The following is a 23,346-nucleotide window of genomic DNA, read 5'->3' on the forward strand; positions in this document are numbered from 1 at the left end:
GCACCGATGGCCCCAGGAGACAAAAGGCTCGTCAGATCTCGTGCTTTGGCTGGGCTGCGCGTAGGGCATCAAGCGCTAAGCGAACCGCATCGATGCCTGAGACGCTGGGCTGGATCGGCCTGAAAATCAGGCGGCCGTTCCGGTAGTCCAGGCCCAACGCCTTGCTGTTCCGCCATTGGGACGCCGACGGCTTGTTCCGAGGGGTGATCGCGATGGCCTCGGGACCCACATCGACTTTGCCGACGCCCAATTCCGACGCTGCTATTCGCAACCTGGTAAATTCCAGCAAAAGGGCTACTTCGCCAGGCATGTCTCCAAAGCGGTCCTCGAGCTCTTCGCTGAATGTATCGAGGTCCGGCTCCGAACGGATGCGGGAGAGCCGCGCATAGAGGCCAACGCGCACCGTAGGCTCGTCGACATAGCTCTCGGGAAAAGCCCCCTTTCCCGAGCCATTGATCTCGGCAAGTTGCTTGCCGAAGTCGGGCCTTCCGCCAGCCGCCGAGACCGCCCGCTCCAGCAAGTGCTCGTACAAGCCCACTCCGATCAGCTTCATATGCCCGGCCTGGTCTTCGCCGAAAAGATCTCCGGCGCCACGCAGGTCGAGGTCTCTTTGACTGATTGCCAGGCCGGAGCCGAGCCGATCGAGCGCAAGCATCGTCGAAAGCCGGGCCCTGGTGCTGTCGGCCAGTTCAACGCCAGGTTGGGTCAGAAGAAACGCTACGGCCTGCACCGCCCCCCTTCCGACCCGGCCCCGCAGCTGGTGCAACTGCGCCAGACCGAACCGGTCGGGGCGCCAAACGATGATGGTGTTGGCCCGCGGCACATCGAGGCCGCTCTCGATGATGTCGGTGCTCAACAAAATGTCGCCATCACCGTCAGCGAATCCGACCATGACTTCGTCCAGCTGTCTCCCCTTCATTTCACCATGCGCCGTCTTGACCCGGAGTTCCGGCACCAGTCTGTTCAGTTGGTCACAGGCCGGGGCAATATCCTCGATCCGCGGGACCACGAAGAAGCTCTGTCCACCCCGGTGAAATTCACGCAGGAGGGCCGCGCGCACCGATGCTGGATCGAAAGCTGCCAAGATCGTGCGAACGGGACGTCTTTTGGCGGGCGGAGAGTTTAGAACGCTGACGTCCTGGATGCCTGACAACGCCGATTGCAGCGTCCGGGGTATCGGTGTGGCGGTCATGCTCAGCGTATGGAGGCAAGGCGTCATGGTCCGCAGGGCCCGCTTCAACTTGACCCCGAACCGGTGCTCCTCGTCGATCACCAGCAGTCCAAGATTGGCGAAGGTGACGCTCCTGGACGCCAGGGCCTGAGTACCCACAACGACCGCAACCTGGCCGCTCCGCAGACCCTCTTTTGCCGCTCTCGCGTCCGCTGCCCCGACCATTCTTGAAAGGTGGGCGACCTGCAGGCCGGTTCCTGCGAAGCGGCGGCTGAACGTCTCATAGTGCTGTCGTGCCAACACCGTTGTCGGCGCTATGATAGCAACCTGTTTCCCGCAGAAAGCGGCGGCGGCGCAAGCACGCAGGGCGACCTCTGTCTTGCCGAAGCCGACATCGCCGCAGACGAGCCGGTTCATTGTTCTTCCCGACGAAAGATCATCGAGCACAGCGCGGATGGCGGCCGCTTGGTCGGGCGTCTCCGTATAGGGAAATCTCGCCGCAAAACGGGCCAAGTCCGTGCGGGAGGGCTTTATGATCTCGGCAGGCTGGCTGGACCTGATTTTGGCAAGACTCAAGAGGCGTTTGGCCAGCCTGTCGATCTCGCGCAACGCAGCTTCGCGTCGCTTCGGCCAGCCCTCGCCTTTGAGGCGATCAAGCGACACTGCCTCCGGTTCCGAGCCGTAGCGCCATATTCGTCCAAAGTCGTCGACCGGAACCAGCAAGGAAGCCCCGCCATGATATTCCAGTCTGACGACATCCTGTTGCTGGCCAGCCAACTCGACCTGTTCGACCGCGGCGAGCACGCCCAGGCCATGGTCTTCATGGACGACGACATCGCCAATGCGCAACTCGGGTTCGAGTATGCCCGTGGTCGCGCTCCCGTTCGCCTTCAACGCGGGACCAAACAGGTCGGATGCGGCGACCAAGGCGATATTGGATTGCGCGTCGACAAACCCTTCGTCGAGGACGAATTCAGCCTTGAGAAGAGAGCCCCTTGCGGCCGAAAGTATTTGCGGCAAGTCGGCCGCTTCCTCTGCCCGCCGGCCTAGTCTCCTATCGAGCAGGCGATCTGCTCGCTGCAATTCAGAGGCATCGCCGGTGAACACTACTCTGACTCCGGCGCTCGTCTGCCTTGTGACGAATTCCGCGAAATCATGCCCGGGTCGGGCCTGGCGGAAGAATTTGGGAACTCCCACGGCAGAAACGGCAAGTCTCACGCAGCAGCGGTTAAGCAGAGCAGCGTCCCACTCTTCACGGGATAGGTAAAATCGTCCCGGCAAAGGTTTTTTCGTTCCGGCTGCCTCCTGCCTGGCACGACGTGCATCCTCGACCAGATCCAGAATTCTGCCGAGCGGCTGCCCGTCGGTCCCTTCAAGGAAGGAGATCGAGGCGCTGGAAGCCGCATCGAAGACGGATGGCATAGCGCCATACGATGCGACCAGGCGCTCTTCCATCGACGTCGCGCGCATCGCTGTCAGCTCAGGATGCTCACCAGCTTTAAAGATCAGCTCGGATGCCGGTCCGACCGTAACCGAGTCTCGAACCTGATCGCTGAGCTGACTGAGCGGGTCGTAGGTCTTGAGCTGGCCGATGCAGGCATCGGGACCAACGATGATGCGAACGGGGCCATCCGCGCCAGCAGGGAAAATATCGATGAGATCGCCCCGAAAGGCTATCTCACCCGGTTCGTCGACCCTCTCGTCGACGACATAGCCAATGGCTTCGGACCTGGTTCTGAAATCGTCACGGTCGAGCTTTTGGCCTACCTCCAGAATTGTGAAACCGCCAGCGATGACGGGAGCAGGCGGCACCCGCTGCAGAATGGCTTCGAGCGACATTACAGCGATGCGCGGGCGATCCGGCTTCGTTGCGATCTCATGCAACGCACGAAGCCTTCGCCCCATATTGGCACGTGTGGGCCACACCCTGTCGTAGGGCAGGCAATCCCAGGACGGCAGCAAGATGATATCCGCGTCAGGCAGGAACTGACGCAAGGCGCCGGCGATCTCCTCGGCACTGCGTTCCGAGGGAGCTATATGGACGATGTGCTTATCCCGACTGGTCTCCAGGCCACGGGCCAGCGCTACCGCGATTGCTGAGGATGGCGGTCCGCCATGCTCTATCGCAAACCCGCTGTCATCCGTGTGATCGATTTGTTCGACATCCGTCCGCGAAATATGCCTGTTCACTGAAATCTCACCTTGCCATTGAGACAACGTCAGCGGAGCCACCCCGTTCCTGGTGGCGCATCAAAGAGTTCCAGGACTGGCTGCGGGTGCAGCCCTTGAAATTGGGGGGAGCGACTGGGTCAAAGCTGCGCCGTGATCGGCGAACTCCTGGGGCTGGCTGCCCAGCGGGACAATTTCTAACCGAGCCTATGTCATAGGTTAATGCATTGCTGCCTGGCTCACCTATGGCTGTCCTAAAAAACTGGTGCTTGGATCATTCCGGGATCTTCAACCACCCTCGACGCTGGCAAAACGCCCCAGGCACGGGACCATGCCGCACGGCGGCGCCTTCTGCCGCCGCGCATATGTCCCCATGCCAATCGGAACTTTTGGCGCGGATAATAGTTCGATCACCAACATCAGCCAGGTAGTCAATTTGTTCCCCACCTCATCCTCGGATGTACTCATTCGCAAGCTTCAGACCATCTCGGATCTTCGAGAGGCCGACATCGGCGTTCTGAAAGGCATTCCGATCCAGGAGAAGGAATATTCGGCCAACCACGATCTGGTGCGTGAGGGCGACCGTCCTGTTTACTCGTTTATCGTTCTTGATGGCTTGGTCGGTTCCACCAAACATACGGGCGAAGGAAAGCGACAAATCACATCATTCTTCGTCGCTGGCGACATTCCTGATCTGCATGGGCTGCATCTGTCGGTCATGGATTGTAACTTCTCGACCCTTACGCCGGCCCGAGTAGGTTTCATGCGGCATGACACTCTGCGTGCCGTTTGCGACCAGCACCCTCGCATCGCCACCGCTTTTTGGCGGTCGACGTTGATAGATGCCGCGATTTATAGGGAGTGGGTCATCAATGTGGGAAGACGCGAGGCATACACCCGCATGGCTCACATCCTGTGCGAACTGATTTTTCGCTTGCGCTCTATGGGGCGCATTGAGGATCACGTGGCGGATATTCCCATTACACAGGCGGCCCTTGGCGATGCACTGGGTTTGTCCACGGTCCACGTCAACCGGATGCTCCAGGAACTACGACGCAGAGGCCTCATTGCCACCTCGGGATCAAAAGTTCACGCACTGGACTGGGCTGGCCTCACTCACGCAGGAGATTTCGACACGACCTACCTGCACCAAAGGAACCCCGCAGATTAGCAGTGACGGAAGCTCTCCGATGGCACGATTTTTCTTCGACAGCGGCGATGGCGATCTCATCTTCGAGGACGAAATAGGTGTCGAATGTGCTGGCCTCGAAGAGGTCCGCCGCGCGGGATTCGAGGGCCTTGTCGACCTCACGAGAGAGTCACTGAAGAGCGTCGACGGGCAGCAATTGTTTATCGAAGTGCGTGATGAAAACGGCGCCAAGATTTTGCGGCTGAGCCTCTCGCTTCGGGTAAAATCGATCGCTTAAATTTGCACTCTGCGCTCAGCGTTAGGCGCGCGGATTGAGACTGCAAACATCCACTGGCATGTCGTTGTCTCAAAACCAGGGCCACTTTTGAGCGACATACATTAACCCATAGATTGTGCCTCGATTCGCCTCGATTTGTGTACAGGACGGGGAACCATCAAAGAGCCGCAGAGTTCGTCCAACGGACAAGCTCGGGTTCTAACATGGAAGAAATCGGCAAGGCACAACAAAAGGTCATAGCCCGCCTCATACGGCAGTGGATTTCATCGGACGCCAATCGTCGCCAGCTTCGCCAGTTGCTGGATCTGCCGACAGATACGGACATGCCCAGCGAGCATCGGTCATTGCTTGACGAACTCGACCGAAAGCTCAACCAATGAGCGCCCCTGCTTTCGGGAGGGCTCCCGAGTGGATGCGAGCCGGTGGCGAGGGGAAGGAGCTGAGGTCGACATCTGGTTGAGGCCGCCGGCCCAAGCAGACGCGAACGCTTTACGCCAGACAGCGCCGATTGAATGTTCCGTGGTTTTCGTGGAGCCGCGGTCCGATTCCTAGAGGTGAGTTTCTGCACCTTGCTGCGCGTTTAAAAGTTGAGAAACGGCAGTTATGATCTGCGGCAGAAAAAAGGGCTTGGTGATCATTATGCTGTTGGGCACACCTTCCGCTCCCCAGTGTACCGCGCTGTCGCCACTGATATAGACAACGGGGATGGTAGAGTTGGACCTTCGCAAGTGCCGAGCGACCTCCCACCCCGACTGTCCTGGTCCCAAACGGATGTCCGTGAGTACGGCCTTGAACTTGGTCGGATCGGGGTCGAAAGCCGCCAGCGCCTCGGCGGCACTCCGAGTGCCGACCACCTGGAAGCCGGCCTCCTCCAAAGCTGACTCGAGGTCGAGCAGGATCATTGTCTCATCTTCGACGATCAGAACAGCACCTTCGCTCATCCGGAATCTCCCCAAGCCGCCACCGCTAATACGATTTCGGCGTCAACTTGGTTCCATCTGACCCGCAGCAGCCTTTTGGCTATCGAAGCTCTACGCTGCCTCGATTGCGCGGCGGACTTGTGACGTCGGGAAGCCACCCTGGAAAAGGCCGACACCGGCTTAGCTGCTTCGACAGCCTTGGCAATGAGGCTGAATTACAGGTTGTAGCCGACGCTGAACCGTCGCCGACGAGGTCGCTTTGATCAAGCGTTCTCCTGATCTTCAGAAGCTTGCTGGATTTGCGTCATCACCTTTTGGGGATCGACATTCTCGGCGAGTTCCGGCAGCTCTTTGTCGGCCGGGGTCGAGATATTCAGACGCGCCGTCAAGGCAGCCACCATCTCGATCAGCCGCGTGGTTTCATGTTCGTTTAGAAGGCTGATCTGCAAATCCAGTTCGGCTCGGCGCTCGCTGTGTGCGGCCATTCTGTTCTGATTGATCAGCACGAAAGTAGACAGGAAGATTGCCTCAACCGAGGCGACCATGGCCAGGATCACGAAAGTCGGGTCCCAGGCTGGGACGGCTGGTATCGCGCCAAGGTTCGCGAGGACCCAGACGACAAGAATTGCAAGGTGCAAATAGACGAAAGTCATGCTTCCTGCGAAGCGCGAAACAACGCCGGCGACCCACGCTTGAACACCTTGGTGCTCCTCTTGCTGTCGCCTGTGCTCGACCAGGGCCTGTATGTTCTGGTGGAGCACCGACTGCATGTCGGCTGGACGTTGGTCGCTCATTTGAAAGCCCCGTTTGGAGATCATTCCGTGCAAGCGGCGTCGCTTATCGCCGGTGGCTCCCGCGAGGCCGGATCTGCCTTGAACTCGTCGGCACGCGACTTGGGTCGCTGCCGACGGCCCGCTTGGAACAAGGCGTGCCGCCCTGCAATGGTGTGCACCATGCCAACCACGGCTTGCGGGGCGCTCTGATGAACCATATGGCCGGCGCCCGGAACCACCTCAAGGAGAGACCTACCGACTTCCGCGTGCAAGCGTCGTGCATCGCGTTGCGCGTCGAACAACCGGTCCCCGGATCCCGCCATGATGCCGGTGGGCACGGCAATGTCCCTATAGTTGGCTTTTCCCAAGAGGGACGCGGCCAGCATCGATGCTGTCTCCAGAGAAACCGCCCGCAGTTGGGAAGGGCGGCTGGCGACATCTTTGGCCAGTGCGGCGAAGTCGCTGGCGACGACGGCGGGTTTAAAGATCTTCTCCATTGCCCAATGCCAGGCAAGCCTTACAAGCGGGGGCAGCAAGGTGTGACGAAACGCGGTGCCGATCACAGGCAATGCAGGGAGTGCGGCCAGTGCAAGATCCAGCCGCGGTGACGGATAGTAGTAACCCGAGACCAGCACGATGCCGGCGACCGATGGAGAATGCCTTCGCGCCAACTCGAGGGCGATCCAAGCTCCCCAGGAATGTCCAAGCACGAGGTATTTCTCTATACCCAGCCCGCAGGCGGCGGCATGTATAAGGTCGGCTTGGTCGCGAGCGGACCAACGCCGGCCGCGCGGCCGTGAGCTTCGCCCAAAACCGGGACGATCAAATGCAATCACCCGGTAGGTCTTTGCCGCCTCATCGAAGATGCCGCTCGACTTGAAATCCTCCGCCATGGATCCATTGCCATGCAGGAGAAGCAGCGGCATGCCGGTTCCGGCTTCGATAAAATGCAGGCGCAGACCATCGATCTCCATCACACGTCCGCACGCCCGGCCGGCAATCGCACGTTTGGCGCGGATGGCGTTGTATGCCGCCAGCGCCGCCAACGAGGCCGCGAGCAACCCGGTCGCGAGTTTCGGTCCATCTCTGTCGAACGCCATGCCCGTGCCTGTTGGAAACTATCTGCCGACCCCAACTCTCGGGGCGAAAGCTTGTTCCGCCAGACAAGACAACGCTGTACAACCGGCTCAAGCGGCTAAAGTAGGCCTTCTCCATGGAGTTGGGACCGTTAAGCCTGGGCAGCGCTGCTGCCTCCCAGTTTCCAATCACCCTGCCAACGTGCGCGCACGGCAATCATCAGCATGGCCGCTTCCGTCATCCCGGTCTGGAAAAGTCTGACCAACTCTCTCGCGATGGATTCTGCCGCGGTAGTGTCCGACGAAATCTCAAATTCCTCACACAGCGCGTCGAAAACCGACCGAAGCGTTTTCAGGTCGTCTGGATAGAGAGCGTCCGTATTCGTAAGAATGGGTCGGTCAAGCATCAAACGTCTCCAAACGAGTGAAGTGCGGTTCGGGCACCCAGCCAGCGGGAGCTCGTCAAGTGCCCGCTGGTTTCCCCCTTTATCCGCCACAGCGCGCCAAGCTGTCATTAACCTATGACCGGTGCGGCGTGTTCGGCTGACCGGCCCGCCAAAGAAACTGCCGTCCTGCGGGGAACTCTTGGCCGCAGACTGCATTTAAGTCCGGGCAAAACGGGGGCGAAATGGGGGCCACTTCAAGCAATCCGCGATCTGAACTGCAGCGCTTCGAGCTTTTGGCAGCGCTGGGCGACCGTATTCGCGAGATTACGGATCCCGCAGAACTGGCCTACGCAGCCGCGGAACTGCTGGGGAACCATTTTGGCATCAGCCGAGCCGGATACGGCACGATCGATCTAGAGAAAGAAACGATCACCATCGACAGGGACTGGAACGCGCCAGGCATCAAAAGCCTGGCTGGGACGCTGAATTTCAGGAACTACGGCTCGTATATCGAGGATTTGAAGCGAGGCGAAACCGTTGTCTTTGAAAACGCCGAGACAGATCCGCGAACCAGCGGCCATGCGGAGGCACTCAAAGCCATCAGCGCCCAATCCGTCATCAACATGCCCGTCACCGAGCATGGCGGGCTGGTGGCGCTGTTATACCTGAACCACTCCGCGCCCAGACGCTGGGCGACGGAGGAAGTAGCCCTCATTTCGGCAGTCGCGGACCGGACGCGTACGGCGATAGAACGCCTTCGCGCCGAACTGGCCCTGCGTGAGAACGCCGAACGCCTTGCTTTTCTCGACCGCCTCGGCAGGGAGATAGCCCTCGCGGCCGACGCCGATGCTGTCATGCAGATCACCACTCGGCTCCTCGGCGAACATCTTGGCGTGTCGATTTGCGCCTATGCCGACATGGAGCAGGACCAAGACCATTTCACCATCCGCGGCGATTGGAGCGCACCTGGCTCGCCCAGCATCAGGGGATATTACAGTCTTGCCGATTTCGGTCGCCTGGCTGTCACCAACCTCAGCGCCAACAAGCCGCTTATCATCAACAACAACCTTGAGGAAATTGCTCCCGAGGAAGCGAAGACCTTTCAGGATATCGGGATAACGGCAACCATCTGTATGCCTTTGGTCAAACAAGGCCGACTGACTGCCCTGATGGCCATCCACGACAAGCAGCGCCGCGTCTGGTCGCAACGCGAACTGTCCTTGCTGACCGAGGTGACGGAGCGGTCCTGGGCTCACATCGAGCGCGTTCGCTCGGAACAGGCGGCACGGGCCAGCGAGGAGAGGCTGAGGCTTGCCACCGACGCGGCCGCTATTGGCACCTGGGATTACGATCCCATCAGCGGAGTGCTGCGTTGGGACGACCGGTGCAAAGCCCTTTTTGGTTTGCCGCCGGACGCGGAGGTGACATATGAAAGCGCCTTCCTGGCGGGCCTCCACCCGGAAGATCGCGCACGGGCCGACGAGGCCGTACGCCAGTCGCTCGCGCCGGGCACCCCCTCCCGCTACGACATCGAATACCGGACGATCGGCCTTCGGGATGGCAAGGAGCGCTGGATTGCCGCAACGGGGGAAGCGCTTTTCCAGTCCGGCCGTGCGATCCGCTTCATCGGCACCGTGGTTGATGTCACCGCGCGAAAGCGGGTGGAGCATCAGCTTCAGTTGATGAACGCTACGGCGGCAGCCGTGGCGGCCGAGCTTGACGTGGAGCGAATTGTCCAGACGGTAACCGATGCCGGCGTCGTGCTGTCGGGCGCACAATTTGGAGCTTTCTTCTACAATGTGATCGACGACAAGGGCGACAGCTATGTGCTCTACGCCCTTTCGGGGGCACCTCGTTCTGCTTTCGAAAACTTTCCCATGCCGCGCAACACCGCGGTGTTCGAGCCCACTTTCCGCGGCACAAGCGTGGTGCGTTCCGACGATATCCTCACCGATCCGCGTTACGGCAAGAACTGGCCCCGCAAGGGAATGCCGGAGGGCCATCTGCCGGTGCGTTCCTATCTCGCCGTGCCGGTCGTCTCGCGTTCGGGCGAGGTCCTGGGCGGCCTCTTCCTTGGTCATTCAGAGACCGGCGTGTTCGCCGAACAGCAAGAAGCGGCCTTGCTGGGGCTTGCCGGCCATGCCGCGACGGCCATCGACAACTCCCGGCTGTTCAAGGCGCTGCAGACACTCAACGGCACGCTCGAACAACGTGTCAAAGATGAAGTTGCGGAACGCGCCAGAGCAGAAGAGCACCTGCGCCAAGCCCAGAAGATGGAAGCTGTCGGACAGCTCACCGGTGGCATCGCGCACGACTTCAACAATATGCTGGCCGTCATCATCGGCGGCCTGAACCTTGTGCAGCGCAAGCTCAGAAACGGCGATACCAACGTCCACCAATTCGTAACCGGCGCGATCGATGGAGCACAACGTGCCGCAGAACTTACCAGGCGACTGCTCGCCTTTTCCCGCCAGCAACCACTGGCGCCGAAGCGGCTGAATCCAAATCGCCTCGTCTCCGGTATGAGCGAATTGCTGAACCGGACGCTTGGCGAGACCATCCAGATCGAGACCGTGCTCGCTGCGGGCCTATGGCATGTCGAGGCCGACGCAGGGCAATTGGAAAGCGCGCTGCTCAACCTTTGCGTCAACGCAAGGGATGCCATGCCTGCTGGCGGCAAGCTGACGATCGAGACATCAAACGCCCACGTCGACGATCGCTATGCCAGGGAGAACGCGATCCCCTCCGGCCAGTATGTGATGATAGCGGTCACCGATACAGGAACGGGCATGACTGCTGATGTTGTCGCAAGAGCCTTCGATCCGTTCTTCACCACCAAGGGGGTCGGCAAAGGCACCGGGCTGGGACTCAGCCAAGTCTATGGGTTTGTTCGCCAGTCCGGCGGCAGTGTGAAGATCTATTCCGAGCAGGGCATCGGAACCACCTTGAAAATATATTTGCCGCGCTCGCACCATGGCGTGCTCGACAGCCAAATCGACGTCGTGGCAGGCGAGCACCCCGGCTGTGCAGACGAGATCATCATGGTTGTCGAGGATGAAGATCGCGTCCGGCTGATGGCCGCGGAAGCGCTGCGGGAACTGGGCTACTCCGTGCTGGAAATGCAAGGTCCACGCGAAGCGCTGGTGGCCGTCGAAAGCGGGCAAGTGCCGTCGCTTCTGTTCACCGACGTGGTGATGCCGGAGATGTCGGGCCGGGAGCTGGTGGATCAGGTCAAGACAATGCACCCGTCGCTAAAAGTGCTCTACACCACCGGCTACACACGAAATGCGATTGTCCACAACGGCACGCTCGATTTCGGAACCGAACTTTTGACCAAGCCCTACACGATCGACGAATTGGCAGAGAAAGTCCGGAAGGTGCTGGATCGAAAGTGAACGGGCAACAGCCCGCGACGCTCGCCGTGTGACCGAACCCGGCGTTTGCCGCGTAAGGTGTGCGGCGAAACGGGCCGAAGGTGTCGACACCGACATCGTATTAATATGGCCCGGCTTCACTTTTCCGAGCCAGTATCCCTCCAGATTTTGTCTACCTCTTGCCCATCCGCGGCCTTGCTCATTGCTGTGATGGCGCAGCACGATCGAAATCTCGTTGCCGCCGGTCACCGGTCGGAGAAATAAATGCCGCCTCTGGCTCGCTGCGATGCTCAACACTGAAGTTACCGTAAAAATGCTCGCTGGCCGATGGCCGGATGGAACAATCAACTTGCCGGGATGTTCGGATGATCTAACCGGAGAGATGTCCATGTTCATGCACAACAAGCGCCTGCAATACACCGTTCGCGTCTCGGAGCCGAATCCTCGCCTGGCCTGCATGATCATGGAACAGTTCGGCGGCGCCGATGGCGAGCTTGCAGCGGCCATGCGCTATTTCACGCAAGGGCTTGGCGAGGACGATCTTGGCCGTCGTGACATGTTGCTCGATATTGCGACCGAAGAACTCAGCCATCTCGAAGTGGTGGGATCAATCGTCACCATGCTCAACAAGGGGCTTAAGGCACAGCTGGCCGAGGGCCAAATGAAGGAAGCGGACCTTTACCTGATGATCGGCGCCAGCGGCACAACAGCCAAGGAATCAATTCTGTTCGGCGGCGCTCCCGCGCTGTGCGACTCAGCCGGCGTTCCCTGGACCGCGGCCTATGTCGATTCGCGCGGTGAACCTACGGTGGATTTGCGATCGAATATCGCGGCCGAAGCTCGCGCCAAGATCGTTTACGAACGCCTTATCAACATCACCGACGACCCGGGAATCAAGGACGCGCTCGGCTTCCTGATGACGCGCGAGATCGCGCACCAGAAGTCGTTTGAGAAAGCACTTTACGCGATAGAAAACAATTTCCCTTCCGGCAAGCTCCCAGGCGTAGAGAAGTACGCCAGCATGTATGTCAACACCTCTCAAGGCGACGGCGATGTCGCTGGCCCATGGAATTCCGGCGAAGAGTGGGATCGGATCGATGACCTTGAAGAGGTGATGCCCGTCGACGGCGGAGACGGCCTGGCAACTGTCAAGCTGGGGGCCAAAGACATGAAGGTGGTGGCCAGGATGGCCGACCGTACGCTTTCCGATCCGGCTTCCGATCCGACGACAGGCGCTGATCTAGGAGCGGGCCCAGGAGCTGGCCGTACCAAGAACGCCGATTTCGGCGGCGCGGCAAGCATTCAGGAGGCCCCGGCCGTGGCAGAGGCTGCCGTCAAACGCGCACGTAGGCGTTAGCACAGAGCCGACATCATTGCGGGCATCTATGTTCCGCGATGCGGCCGGAAGCTAACACCGACGAAGGCAGGGCATCCGACCAGCAACGGACTGGCCGGAGCGCTCGCATCGACATCTGTGCTGAATGTGGGTGAAGCAACCATGGCCACCGCCGCACCACGATCAGATTCGGAGCGTGCGGGCCAGCCGGATAAGGTCCGTCCCGACGGTTGCGAGAACCGGTGCATCGTGACAATCGGAGCATCGGCCGGCGGCGTCGACGCGCTGAAGAGACTTGTCCGCGATCTTTCGCCGGACATCCCGGCGGCTCTCCTCGTCGTACAGCATGTTGGTCCCACGAGTTACCTCGGCGACATTCTCGGTCGCGCTGCCAACATGCCCGTTGCAAATGCCTCCAGCGGCATGAAGGTTAAAAACGGGCACATCTTCGTTGCACCGCCCGGAGCTCACCTTCTGTTACATGACGATCATATGCTGCTGCGGCGCGGGCCGCGCGAGAACCTGGCGCGCCCCGCCATCGACCCCCTGTTTCGATCGGCGGCCTGCAGCTTTGGCGGCAGCGTGATCGGCGTCGTGCTCACAGGCAGCCTCTCCGACGGCACCGCCGGCCTGCACGCAATCAAGATGTGCGGAGGCGTCAGCGTAGTCCAGGACCCCGGCGACGCTGCGGTACCCGACATGCCGCTGAGCGCCTTGCAGAATGTGGAAATCGACCATTGCGTCCCTCTGTCCGAAATGGCTGGCCTGTTGCACAGGCTTGCTTCCGAAATCGCAGGACCGACACCAGAAATCCCGTCCGGCATCCGCCTTGAGGCAGCGATTGCAGCTCAGGAGCACAGCACAATGGAACTGACCGAAGGCCAGCTTGGCGCCCCCTCGACATTTGTCTGCCCCGAATGTCATGGCCCCCTATGGGAGATAGAAGACGGGCCGATTACCCGTTACCGCTGCCACACCGGACATGCGTTCGGGGCAGACGTTTTGATGCAGGCCCAGGCTGACGATGCGGAACAGGCTCTTTGGAGCCTTCTAAGAGCGCACCAGCAGCGGGCTGAGTTGGCGAAACGTACGGCAAAACGCGAAGCCGCGCGGGAAAGACACAGCCTGGCCAGCCAAATGGCTGCGCGGGCCGCGGAATACGAAGCCGACGCGAAACTTATTGAAGAGATCATCCATCGTCGAACGCCGTGACAAGGCAACAGGGTTTGTCAGGCGGGTACGTCTGCGCGGTCCCGATCGCGGTTTTCCCGGATCAGCCGCGTTGCCTCATTGCTTGGCATGTGGCCACGGGTGTCCAGGTCCCATGCTTTGATTGAACACCTGCACCCAAATCCAACCGCATGAATTTTATGCAAAGCAGGAACATAGAAGCATTACGCGAGTTAGGCACTGACGCATTGGACGTATCCTCGCATTCTGCGGTCTGCCGGGGTGGTCCTTGTTATGTGAACGAATGCCAGGACAATGTATCGCTATCAGCTTTTCGTACCTCTTTTTGGCCTGCTGTTGCTGATGGGTGGCCTGTTCCACGGGCACGAGGCCATGGCGCAGGAACCCTGTCCGGCCGACCACGACAAGCTGCTTGCAGCCCTCAAAGCCAACGTGAAGGCAAGCGGCGGACCAGCGAATGGCGGCTTTGAAACCAACGAATGGGCAGCCATCGTTGCCCGTGACGGCACTGTCTGCGCGATTGCGTTCAGCGGCCCCACCCCCGACTCGCAATGGCCGGGAAGTCGGCTCATAGCAGCGGAGAAGGCCAACACGGCCAACGGTCTCAGCCTGGCTCAGATGGCCCTCTCGACGGCCAATCTCTATGCGGGGGTGCAGCCCGGCGGACCGCTATTTGGCCTGCAGGAGACCAATCCCGTCAACCAGGCCGCGGCCTATACGGGCGATCCCAAAACGTTCGGAAGCGCCGGCGACCCGCTCGTCGGCAAGCCGATCGGAGGCGTCGTGGTGTTTGGCGGCGGACTTGCCCTCTACGACGGCAAGAGCATTGTCGGCGGCCTCGGCGTTTCAGGCGATTCCTCATGCGCCGATCACAATGTCGCCTGGCGTATCCGCGCGGCGCTCGGCTTCGACAAGGTCCCGGCAGGCGTCAATCCAAATCGCAAGGATGCCATTGTCTACGATCTGGACCCCGGCGGCAAAAGCGCTTCGGGCTGGGGCCATCCGCTTTGTGCCGGAACGGAGGCCGACATCGCGGCCGAACTCGGCGCCGGCGTGGGAGGCTCGATCAATAAATGAAAGCTATGCCCCAGTTGGCATTGACGCGCGTTGACGTAGAACGCCATACCCGCAAATTGGCTGCCGGGAATTCCTTTGGCGCTATCCTTCTGGTGACGCTGCTCGCCTGCCTGCCGCTTTTGGGCGCTGCGTCCGAGCCACCTAAAACACCAGCGATCGTACCGCCAGCCGCAGCCTCGCCACCCGATGACGGCCAATGGACGATGCCGGCCAAGAACTACGCGTCGACGCGCTTCAGCGAACTCTCCGAGATCAACGAAGGCAACGTCAAGAACCTGCAGGTCGCGTTCACGTTCTCGACAGGCGTGAACAAGGGCCAGGAAGCAGCGCCGCTGGTCGTCGGCAACACCATGTATATCGTGACGCCCTTTCCCAACTTCGTCTATGCGCTCGATCTCTCCAAGCCCGGCGCCCCGATGAAGTGGAAGTACGAACCCAATCCCGAGCCGGCGGCACAGGGGGTGGCCTGCTGCGACGTCGTCAACCGAGGGGTGGCATTCGCCGACGGGCGCATCTTTTTCAATACGCTGGACGGCCACACGATTGCCCTTGATGCGAACACGGGCAAGCCGATCTGGAACACTCATGTCGGCAACATCAACATCGGCGAGACCATCACCATGGCGCCGCTTGTGGTGAAGGGCAAAGTGCTGGTCGGCAATTCCGGCGGCGAGATGGGCGTTCGCGGCTGGGTAAAGGCGCTCGACGCCGGCGACGGTCATGTCGTCTGGATCGCCTATAGCACCGGGCCGGACAAGGACGTGCTGATCGGATCGGACTTCAAGCCGCACTACGACATGGACAAAGGCAAGGATCTTGGCGTCACGACGTGGCCGCCGGAAGCCTGGAAGATCGGCGGCGGCAACATGTGGGGCTGGATTTCCTATGATCCCGATCTGAACCTGATCTTCCACGGCACCGGCAATCCCGGACCATGGAATCCGGATTTGCGGCCGGGCGACAACAAGTGGACGTCTGGCATTTTCGCGCGCGATCCCGACACCGGCGCGGCGAAATGGTTCTATCAGTGGAGCCCGCACGACCTCCACGATTATGACGGCATCAACGAGCAGATCCTGCTCGACATGACCTGGCAGGGCAAGCCGCGCAAGGTGCTGATCCGGCCGGAGCGCAACGGCTATCTCTACATCCTCGACCGGACAACCGGCGAGGTGCTGTCGGCAAAACCGTTTGGTCCGGTCAACTCCAGCAAAGGTGTGGATCTGAAAACCGGTCGGCTGATCGTAAACCCGGACAAGAAGACCGGCACCGGCAAGGTCGTTCGCGATATCTGTCCGACGGCGTCGGGCCTCAAGGACTGGCAGCCTTCCGCGTTCTCGCCGAAGACCGGCCTGCTCTACATCCCGCACAACAATCTGTGCATGGATGAAGAAGGCGTCGAGGTGAACTACATCGCCGGCACGCCCTATGTGGGCATGAACGTCCGCATGATACCAGGGCCTGGCGGTAATCGCGGCGCCTTCACCGCCTGGGACATCGCCGCGGAGAAACCCGCCTGGAGCCTCAAGGAGAATTTCCCGGTGTGGAGCGGCGCGGTAGTGACCGCCGGCGACGTTGTGTTCTATGGCACGATGGAAGGCTGGTTCAAGGCGGTTAGCGCCAAGACCGGAGACCTGCTTTGGCAGTTCAAGACCTCGTCCGGGATCATCGGCCAGCCCATCACCTATCGCGGTCCCGACGGGCACCAATATGTCGCCATCCTCTCAGGCGTCGGCGGCTGGGCCGGCGCCATTGTATCGGGCGATCTTGACCCGCGTGACGCCACCGCCGCGCTCGGTTTCGTCAATGCCATGAAGGATCTGAAGAACGCGACAACCTCGGGAGGCACGCTTTATGTGTTCCGGCTGCCTTGATGGATTGTACTTGACCGTAGGTCCGGCGCGAAAGGCGTGTCAACGGCTGGTGATCGGCATGGCCGCCATCGCCTTCGTGTTCTTGACGGCCACAGCCGACGCACGTGAGCTGAGGGTCTGCGCCGATCCGAACAACATGCCGTTCTCCAACGCGGCCGGTCAGGGCTTCGAGAACAGGATCGCCGAAATCGTTGCGTCCGATCTCGGCGCGAAGCTGACCTATACCTGGTGGGCGCAGCGCCGCGGCTTCATCCGAAACACGCTGAAGGCCGGTCTATGCGATCTCGTGCCGGGCACGCCGAGCAACCTCGAAATGCTGCGCACCACCACGCCCTACTACCGATCGTCTTATGTCTTCGTCACCCGCAGGGACGGCCCCGACGTAGCATCGTTCAATGATCCGCGGCTGCGCGACATGCGGATCGGTGTTCAGCTCATCGGCGACGATGGCGCCAATTCGCCTCCGGTCCAGGCGCTTGGCCGCCGAGGTATCGTCGGGCACCTCGTTGGCTATCCGGTCTATGGCGATTATTCCGCCCCCAACCCGCCGGCGCGCATCGTCGAAGCGGTGGCGAGTGGCGAGATCGACCTTGCCGTGGTCTGGGGCCCCCTCGCCGGCTACTTCGCCGCCAGGCAGAAGGTGCCGCTCCGCATCACGCCGGTTGCGCCCCGCATCGACGGACCGCAACTGCCGATGATCTACGACATCTCGATGGGCGTCCGCCGCGAAGACGATGCGCTGCGCGGCGATGTCAATGGCGCCCTGTCCAGGCACAAGGTCGAGATAGATGCCTTGCTGTCACAGTATGGCGTGCCGCGCCTCGATGCCCCGGGGAGCCCGGTGCGATGAGAGCCGCGGTGGCCATGCTCCTGTTTCCAGTCCTGGCGCTCGCTGCCTGCCAGCGCGAGGAACGTGACACGCGCCCGCAATCGGCGCTCGGATCGGGCGAGCAGCCGACGCCTGTGACCACGCTGGAGCCCGGCGGACAGCGGCCCCCCGCCAGCGACAACAAGGCGGCGAGCTTCGAGGCCAACGCCTTCCACATGAGCGAAGGGAAACGGCTTTTCGGCTGGTTCAACTGTTCGGGATGCCACGCCAATGGCGGCGGCGGCATGGGGCCGGCCCTGATGGACCAAAAGTGGCTCTATGGCAGCTCGATCGAAAGCATCCATGCCACGATCCGCGACGGTCGGCCAAACGGCATGCCGAGCTTCCGCGACAAGATTCCCGACGACCAGATCTGGGAGCTTGCGGCTTTCGTGCGCTCGCTGAGCGGCAACGCGCCGTCTTCCGCCGCGCCGCAACGCAATGACGACATGATGGCGCATCCTTCGGAAAACCGCATGCCCGACGCGGCCACGCTGGGGAAGTCGCCGTGAAACGTCTCGTCTCGATGGCGTTCGCCACCGCCGGGGCTCTGTTGCTCCAGGGATGCGCGGGCTGGCAATCCGCCCTCGACCCGAAAGGTCCCGCGGCGAGCGAACTGGCATGGCTGATCTGGTTCTTCACCGCGCTCTGCGCCGTGGTGTGGGTGCTGGTGATGATCGCCCTTGTCGTGCCTTTGATGATGGGGTCGCGCGCGCAGGCGGAGCCGCTCGCGATCGAGGCCGGCGCCGACGACCGGAAGCTGCGCGCGGTGATGACCGCCGTCGGGTTGACCGCCATTGTCCTGATCGGACTGACCTTGCTGAGCTTCTTCGCCAACAGGACGCTCGCCGCGATCGGCTCGGATGCCGCGCTGACCATTCGGGTCACCGGCCATCAATGGTGGTGGGAGGTGCGCTATGAGGATGCCACGCCAAGCCGCATCCTGACCACGGCGAACGAGATCCATATCCCCGCCGGGGAACCGGTGAAGCTTCTTCTGACCTCGACCGACGTCATCCATTCCTTCTGGATTCCGAGCCTTTCGGGCAAGCTCGACCTCATTCCCGGCCACATGAACGTGCTCGACCTCAAGGCCGACAAGCCTGGTGTTTACCGAGGTCAATGCGCCGAGTTCTGCGGGGCGCAGCACGCAAACATGGGTACCTTCATCATCGCCGAGCCGCGTGCGAAGTTCGACGCCTGGTGGAACGACCAGTTGCAGCCGGCAGCTACTCCGACGGGGGACGAGGCCAAGGCCGGCCAGGATCTGTTTCTGAAGCGCCCTTGCGTGATGTGTCACAGAATAGGCGGCACGCCTGCCGGAGGAACGGTCGCCCCCGACCTCACCCATATAGCCAGCCGGCAGACGCTTGCCGCCGGGACATTGACCATGAGCCGCGGCAATCTCGCCGCCTGGATAGCCGACCCACAGGGCATCAAGCCCGGATCCCACATGCCGGTGGTGGAGCTCAGCGGCGACGAACTCAACGCCATGGTCGCCTATCTCGAGGCGCTTAAATGAGCAGCGCGGATCTCACAAGCGAACGCGACCTGCCGCGCGAAACGCCCGCCACAGGCGACGTCGCACCCGAGCATGACGGACCGCGCGACACCGGCATGGACGATGCCAGCCTGGATCGCTGGCTGGCGCGGACATGGCGCACGCCCCCCGGCATCATCGGCGCGCTGTCGAGCGTCGACCACAAGGTCGTCGCACGGCGCTATCTGATCACCGCCTTCGTGTTTCTGTGCCTGGGCGGGCTCAACGCTGTCGCCATGCGCATCCAGCTCTCAGGGCCGCAGCGCGGTCTGATCGGCCCGGACCTCTACAACCAGCTGTTCACGATGCATGGTGTGACCATGATGTTCCTGTTCGCCGTGCCCATCGTGCAGGCGACAGGCATCTATCTCGTCCCGCTGATGGTCGGCAGCCGCAACATCGCCTTTCCCCGCCTGAATGCGTTCAGCTACTGGATCTATGTTTCGGGCGGCATATTCGCCTGGGTGTCTTTCGCGCTCAACATGGCGCCCGACGTCGGCTGGTTTGCTTATGTGCCGCTGTCAGGCCCCGAATTCGCGCCGGGCAAGCGGGCCGACGTCTGGGCCCAGATGATCACTTATACAGAAGTATCCTCCCTGGCCGTCGCGGTGGCAACCATCGTCACCGTGTTCAAGCAGCGAGCCCCCGGCATGTCGCTGGACAGGATTCCGCTCTACGTCTGGGCAATGCTGGTTACCTCCTTCGTCGTCGTCTTCGCCATGCCCGCGGTGATGATCACCTCGACCTTCCTGATCCTCGACCGGCTGGTCGGCACACATATCTTCAACCCGGCCGAGGGCGGCGACGCACTGCTCTTCCAGCATCTGTTCTGGTTCTTTGGCCATCCCGAGGTCTACATCATCTTCCTGCCGGCGACGGGCATGGTCTCGGCGATCATCCCGGTCTTCGCCCGGCGTCCCGTGTTCGGGCATCTCGGGCTGGTCCTGTCGCTGATCGCCGTCGGCTTCCTTTCGTTCGGCCTCTGGGTCCATCACATGTTCGCGACGGGACTACCCAAGCTCGGCGCCAGCTTCTTCACCGCGTCGAGCATGCTGATCGCCATCCCCAATGGCGTTCAGATCTTCTGCTGGCTGGCGACCTTGTGGGACGGCAGGCCGGTGATCCGCACGCCGCTGCTGTTCGTGTTCGGCTTCTTTTTCATCTTCGTCATCGGCGGCCTCACCGGCGTCATGCTCGCTTCGGTGCCGCTGGACCTCCAGGTGCACGACACCTATTTCGTCGTCGCCCATTTCCATTACGTGCTGATCGGCGGTTCGGTCTTCCCGCTGCTGGGCGCGGCCTATTTCTGGTTCCCCAAGATCAGCGGCCGCATGATGAGCGAGCGTCTCGGGCGCTGGCATTTCTGGCTGGCTTTCATCGGCTTCAACGCGGCTTTTTTTCCAATGCATCTCGTCGGGCTCTGGGGCATGCCACGAAGGGTCTACACCTATCCGGCCGAGCTTGGCTGGGGCAACATCAACCTGTTCATCAGCGCCGGCGCGGTGCTCTTTTTCCTCAGCTTCGTACTGTTCACTTTCAATCTTGTACACGGCGCGTTGAAGGGCGCACTGGCCGGAAACAATCCCTGGGATGCCGGTACGCTCGAATGGGCGACGTCTTCGCCGCCGCCAAGCTATAATTTCGCGCGGATACCGATTGTCACGCATGTCGAGCCGCTCTGGGCCGAACGGGAGGCGATGCCTGTGGCGACCGGACTCCGCGTCGATGTCCGTGAGCTGTTGATCTCAACCGTGGCGGAAGCCCACCCCGACATTCGCGAGAAATCGGCGACACCGTCGATCTGGCCGCTGCTGGCGGCAATCGCCGTCGGCGGTACGTTTGTCTATTCGATCTTCACGCCCTGGGCGATCGTCTGGGGCGCCGCGCCGATCGCCATCACCTTGATCGGCTGGTTCTGGCCCAAGGACGACCCGGAGGATGAGGGATGAGTGAGCGTCCCAGCTTGGATCTTTCGGACCTCCCAACCTTTGGACATGGTCCGCGCAGCCCGACCTGGTGGGGAACGCTCGGCTTCATGGCGCTGGAAGGCATGGGCTTTGCGTTGGCCGCGGGCGCTTATCTCTATCTCGCCACCTTGTGGCCCAATTGGCGTCTAAGCGCCCCGCACCCCGACCATTGGCCCGGAACGATCGTCACCATCCTGTTTATCATCAGCGTGGTGCCGAATCACATCCTCCACGGCCATGCCAAGCAATGCGCGATCGTGCCGGTGCGGATCGGGCTGGTGGTGATGTCGCTGCTCGGTCTGGCCCCGCTTGTCGTGCGCTGGTTCGAATTCCCGGCGCTGAACATCTACTGGGACACGAACGCCTATGGTTCGATGCTCTGGGTGCTGCTCGGGCTGCATACCACACACCTGATCACCGATGTCGGCGACACCATCGTTTTGACGGTGCTGATGTTCACACGCCATGGCTATAGCGGCCGGCGCTTCGGCGATGTCGGCGACAATGTCTTCTATTGGGATTTCGTGGTGCTGACCTGGATCCCGATCTATCTGCTCATCTACTGGATGCCGAGGCTAGGCTGATGCGTGCGTTGAAAATGGGAACGTCCTGGGGTGGTCTTCTGTCGGGGCCCATGGCTTGGGCAATCTCGACGCAGCTGAACTACGCACTCGTACCATGGCAGTGCAACCGCCAGGTGCCGGTGGTGCTTCCCGTGGCACTGGTGCTCGCCGTGCTTTCGCTGCTCGGCGGTGCCTTGTCATGGCGGGCGAAGCGGCAGGGCGGCGCCGCCTTCAAGCCTGAGCGCACGCGCAGCACCGAGCAGTTCGTCGCCGATCTCGGCATGCTTGCGGCATTGCTGTTTGCCCTCGTCATCATCATGCAAGGCAGCGCGGCTCTCATTCTCGACGAGTGCCTGCGATGAGCTTCGACGCGTTCTTCTCGACCTCGATCTGCTACGGCGCCGGCGCGCCCGAGGCCGGATGGACGCTCGCATTTCCCATCACGTTTCCGCTGGCCGCGATTGCCTTCCTTTATGCCATCGGAGCGACTCGGTTGTGGCGCCGCAGCAGCCGAGGCCGTCCCGAGCGGATGCGGCAGGCGTTGTTGTTCGCCGCCGGTTGGGGCGTGCTGACGGCAGCACTGGTCAGCCCCATCCATGCGCTCGGCGAGCGGGTGTTTGCCGCCCATATGATCGAGCATGAACTGCTGATGGCGGTGGCGGCGCCTCTCCTTGTCGCCGCGTGCCCAGGCGCAGTCCTGCTCTGGTCCTTGCCGGCCTCACTTCGCCGCGGAACGGGCAAGCTCACGCGCGCAAAGACGCTGCAATCGGTTTGGGCCCTGGTGATCCGCCCCCTCAACGCGACGATCATTCACGGCGTCGCCATCTGGATCTGGCACATTCCGGCGTTGTTCCAGGCAGCGCTCCAGCAGGGCTTTCTCCATTATGCCCAGCATGCGAGCTTCCTCGGCACAGCCTTGCTGTTCTGGTGGGCGCTCCTACCGCGCCCCGGTCGACAGCAGACCTATGGCAACTCCGTCATGCATCTTTTCTTCACCTCGCTTCATACCGGCCTGCTCGGTGTCCTGCTGCTGATGTCGCCCAAACTCTGGTATCCGGAGAATGGCGCCGGCGCGGCATTGTGGGGAATGACCGCGATCGAGGACCAGCAGCTCGCCGGATTGGTAATGTGGGTTCCGGCAGGCTTGATCTATGGCGGCGCCGCCTTGCTGCTCGCCGGCCTCTGGATAAGCAGCAGCGCAACCAGGGAGGCAACACATGCGCTCCGACCTGGGTAGGCTGATCGGGGGCGCCCTTGCCGCAATCCTGCTGCTGGCTGCGGCTGTCGCAGCGGCGACTTTGTGGTCCGACAGGCGCGAGCGCGTCCGGCACGAGTCGGATGCGGCGACCGGCGGCGTAGGCGCCCGCGCCATTCCAATCATGACGGCGAATGGCTGCTCCGGCTGCCATACGATACCCGGCGTGCCGGGTGCGCAAGGCCAGGTCGGACCCCGCCTAGACGGTGGCCTTGCCGACAGGGTCTTTATCGGTGGCCTGCTGGCAAACAATCCGGAGAACATGATCCGCTGGATACGCTCGGCGAGGGAAGTCAATCCGCACACGGCCATGCCGTCGACGAGGATCACCGAGCAACAGGCGCGGGACATCGCCGCTTATCTCTATGCTTTGAGGTAA

The 23,346-nt window shown here is 61.5% G+C and carries 21 protein-coding genes; 16 read left to right on the forward strand and 5 right to left on the reverse strand.

Features of this window, described 5'->3' with window-relative positions; translation table 11 throughout:
- Positions 1-31 precede the first annotated feature (31 nt).
- Positions 32-3,403 carry a DEAD/DEAH box helicase gene (locus NLY37_RS14420; protein ID WP_050588415.1) on the reverse strand — a complete coding sequence of 1,124 codons (3,372 nt, stop codon included), beginning with the start codon at positions 3,401-3,403 and terminating at the stop codon, positions 32-34.
- A 268-nt stretch (positions 3,404-3,671) separates the two neighbouring features.
- On the opposite strand from NLY37_RS14420, the gene NLY37_RS14425 reads away from it, so the two are divergent.
- The 3 genes from NLY37_RS14425 (at position 3,672) to NLY37_RS14435 (ending at position 5,147) form a co-directional block, all read left to right on the forward strand.
- Positions 3,672-4,511, forward strand: coding sequence for a Crp/Fnr family transcriptional regulator (locus NLY37_RS14425; RefSeq protein WP_245259912.1), 840 nt, complete (start codon positions 3,672-3,674; stop codon positions 4,509-4,511).
- A 19-nt stretch (positions 4,512-4,530) separates the two neighbouring features.
- A complete protein-coding gene (locus NLY37_RS14430) occupies positions 4,531-4,767 on the forward strand; it encodes a DUF6894 family protein (protein WP_023725511.1) in 237 nt (78 codons plus the stop codon).
- Positions 4,768-4,970: 203 nt separating this feature from the next.
- Positions 4,971-5,147 carry a hypothetical protein gene (locus NLY37_RS14435; protein WP_023725512.1) on the forward strand — a complete coding sequence of 59 codons (177 nt, stop codon included), beginning with the start codon at positions 4,971-4,973 and terminating at the stop codon, positions 5,145-5,147.
- 168 nt (positions 5,148-5,315) lie between these two features.
- On the opposite strand, the gene NLY37_RS14440 is transcribed toward NLY37_RS14435, so the two are convergent.
- The 4 genes from NLY37_RS14440 to NLY37_RS14455 all read right to left on the reverse strand — a co-directional run bounded on the left by NLY37_RS14440 (position 5,316) and on the right by NLY37_RS14455 (position 7,943).
- Positions 5,316-5,708: a response regulator gene (locus NLY37_RS14440; protein WP_023668021.1), complete on the reverse strand. Its 393-nt coding sequence runs from the start codon at positions 5,706-5,708 to the stop codon at positions 5,316-5,318.
- 242 nt (positions 5,709-5,950) lie between these two features.
- The gene (locus NLY37_RS14445; RefSeq protein WP_023739561.1) at positions 5,951-6,481 is read right to left on the reverse strand and encodes a DUF1003 domain-containing protein; all 531 of its coding nucleotides are present in this window, start codon (positions 6,479-6,481) and stop codon (positions 5,951-5,953) included.
- A gap of 20 nt (positions 6,482-6,501) precedes the next feature.
- Entirely contained in the window at positions 6,502-7,560 is a 1,059-nt protein-coding gene (locus tag NLY37_RS14450; RefSeq protein WP_023739562.1) for an alpha/beta fold hydrolase, read from the reverse strand.
- Positions 7,561-7,688: 128 nt separating this feature from the next.
- Entirely contained in the window at positions 7,689-7,943 is a 255-nt protein-coding gene (locus NLY37_RS14455; RefSeq protein ID WP_023696347.1) for a hypothetical protein, read from the reverse strand.
- Between the two features lie 221 nt (positions 7,944-8,164).
- Between NLY37_RS14455 and NLY37_RS14460 the strand changes: the two genes are divergently transcribed.
- The 13 genes from NLY37_RS14460 (at position 8,165) to NLY37_RS14520 (ending at position 23,346) form a co-directional block, all read left to right on the forward strand.
- On the forward strand, positions 8,165-11,317 hold the full coding sequence (locus NLY37_RS14460) for a GAF domain-containing protein (protein WP_023725513.1): 3,153 nt from the start codon (positions 8,165-8,167) through the stop codon (positions 11,315-11,317).
- Between the two features lie 367 nt (positions 11,318-11,684).
- On the forward strand, positions 11,685-12,653 hold the full coding sequence (locus tag NLY37_RS14465; RefSeq protein ID WP_023681124.1) for a manganese catalase family protein: 969 nt from the start codon (positions 11,685-11,687) through the stop codon (positions 12,651-12,653).
- A gap of 141 nt (positions 12,654-12,794) precedes the next feature.
- Positions 12,795-13,844, forward strand: coding sequence for a chemotaxis protein CheB (locus NLY37_RS14470; protein WP_023741836.1), 1,050 nt, complete (start codon positions 12,795-12,797; stop codon positions 13,842-13,844).
- Between the two features lie 351 nt (positions 13,845-14,195).
- Positions 14,196-14,900, forward strand: coding sequence for a heme-binding protein (locus NLY37_RS14475; protein ID WP_023681122.1), 705 nt, complete (start codon positions 14,196-14,198; stop codon positions 14,898-14,900).
- The gene (locus NLY37_RS14480; protein WP_023681121.1) at positions 14,897-16,774 is read left to right on the forward strand and encodes a methanol/ethanol family PQQ-dependent dehydrogenase; all 1,878 of its coding nucleotides are present in this window, start codon (positions 14,897-14,899) and stop codon (positions 16,772-16,774) included. The genes NLY37_RS14475 and NLY37_RS14480 overlap by 4 nt, the downstream gene beginning before the upstream one ends.
- A 58-nt stretch (positions 16,775-16,832) precedes the next feature.
- The gene (locus NLY37_RS14485) at positions 16,833-17,624 is read left to right on the forward strand and encodes a substrate-binding domain-containing protein (RefSeq protein WP_023668012.1); all 792 of its coding nucleotides are present in this window, start codon (positions 16,833-16,835) and stop codon (positions 17,622-17,624) included.
- Positions 17,621-18,154, forward strand: coding sequence for a c-type cytochrome (locus tag NLY37_RS14490; protein WP_023681119.1), 534 nt, complete (start codon positions 17,621-17,623; stop codon positions 18,152-18,154). The genes NLY37_RS14485 and NLY37_RS14490 overlap by 4 nt, the downstream gene beginning before the upstream one ends.
- Positions 18,151-19,164 carry a cytochrome c oxidase subunit II gene (gene coxB / locus NLY37_RS14495; RefSeq protein ID WP_023681118.1) on the forward strand — a complete coding sequence of 338 codons (1,014 nt, stop codon included), beginning with the start codon at positions 18,151-18,153 and terminating at the stop codon, positions 19,162-19,164. Before NLY37_RS14490 ends, coxB begins: the two co-directional genes overlap by 4 nt.
- On the forward strand, positions 19,161-21,131 hold the full coding sequence (ctaD, locus tag NLY37_RS14500; protein WP_023725519.1) for a cytochrome c oxidase subunit I: 1,971 nt from the start codon (positions 19,161-19,163) through the stop codon (positions 21,129-21,131). The genes coxB and ctaD overlap by 4 nt, the downstream gene beginning before the upstream one ends.
- The gene (locus tag NLY37_RS14505; RefSeq protein WP_023712215.1) at positions 21,128-21,733 is read left to right on the forward strand and encodes a cytochrome c oxidase subunit 3; all 606 of its coding nucleotides are present in this window, start codon (positions 21,128-21,130) and stop codon (positions 21,731-21,733) included. The genes ctaD and NLY37_RS14505 overlap by 4 nt, the downstream gene beginning before the upstream one ends.
- A complete protein-coding gene (locus tag NLY37_RS14510; protein WP_023681115.1) occupies positions 21,733-22,074 on the forward strand; it encodes a hypothetical protein in 342 nt (113 codons plus the stop codon). The genes NLY37_RS14505 and NLY37_RS14510 overlap by 1 nt, the downstream gene beginning before the upstream one ends.
- On the forward strand, positions 22,071-22,949 hold the full coding sequence (locus NLY37_RS14515; RefSeq protein ID WP_023681114.1) for a cytochrome c oxidase assembly protein: 879 nt from the start codon (positions 22,071-22,073) through the stop codon (positions 22,947-22,949). The genes NLY37_RS14510 and NLY37_RS14515 overlap by 4 nt, the downstream gene beginning before the upstream one ends.
- Positions 22,930-23,346 carry a c-type cytochrome gene (locus NLY37_RS14520; RefSeq protein WP_023681113.1) on the forward strand — a complete coding sequence of 139 codons (417 nt, stop codon included), beginning with the start codon at positions 22,930-22,932 and terminating at the stop codon, positions 23,344-23,346. The genes NLY37_RS14515 and NLY37_RS14520 overlap by 20 nt, the downstream gene beginning before the upstream one ends.

The sequence above is a fragment of the Mesorhizobium sp. C395A genome (assembly GCF_030323205.1).
Taxonomy (GTDB): Bacteria; Pseudomonadota; Alphaproteobacteria; order Rhizobiales; family Rhizobiaceae; genus Mesorhizobium.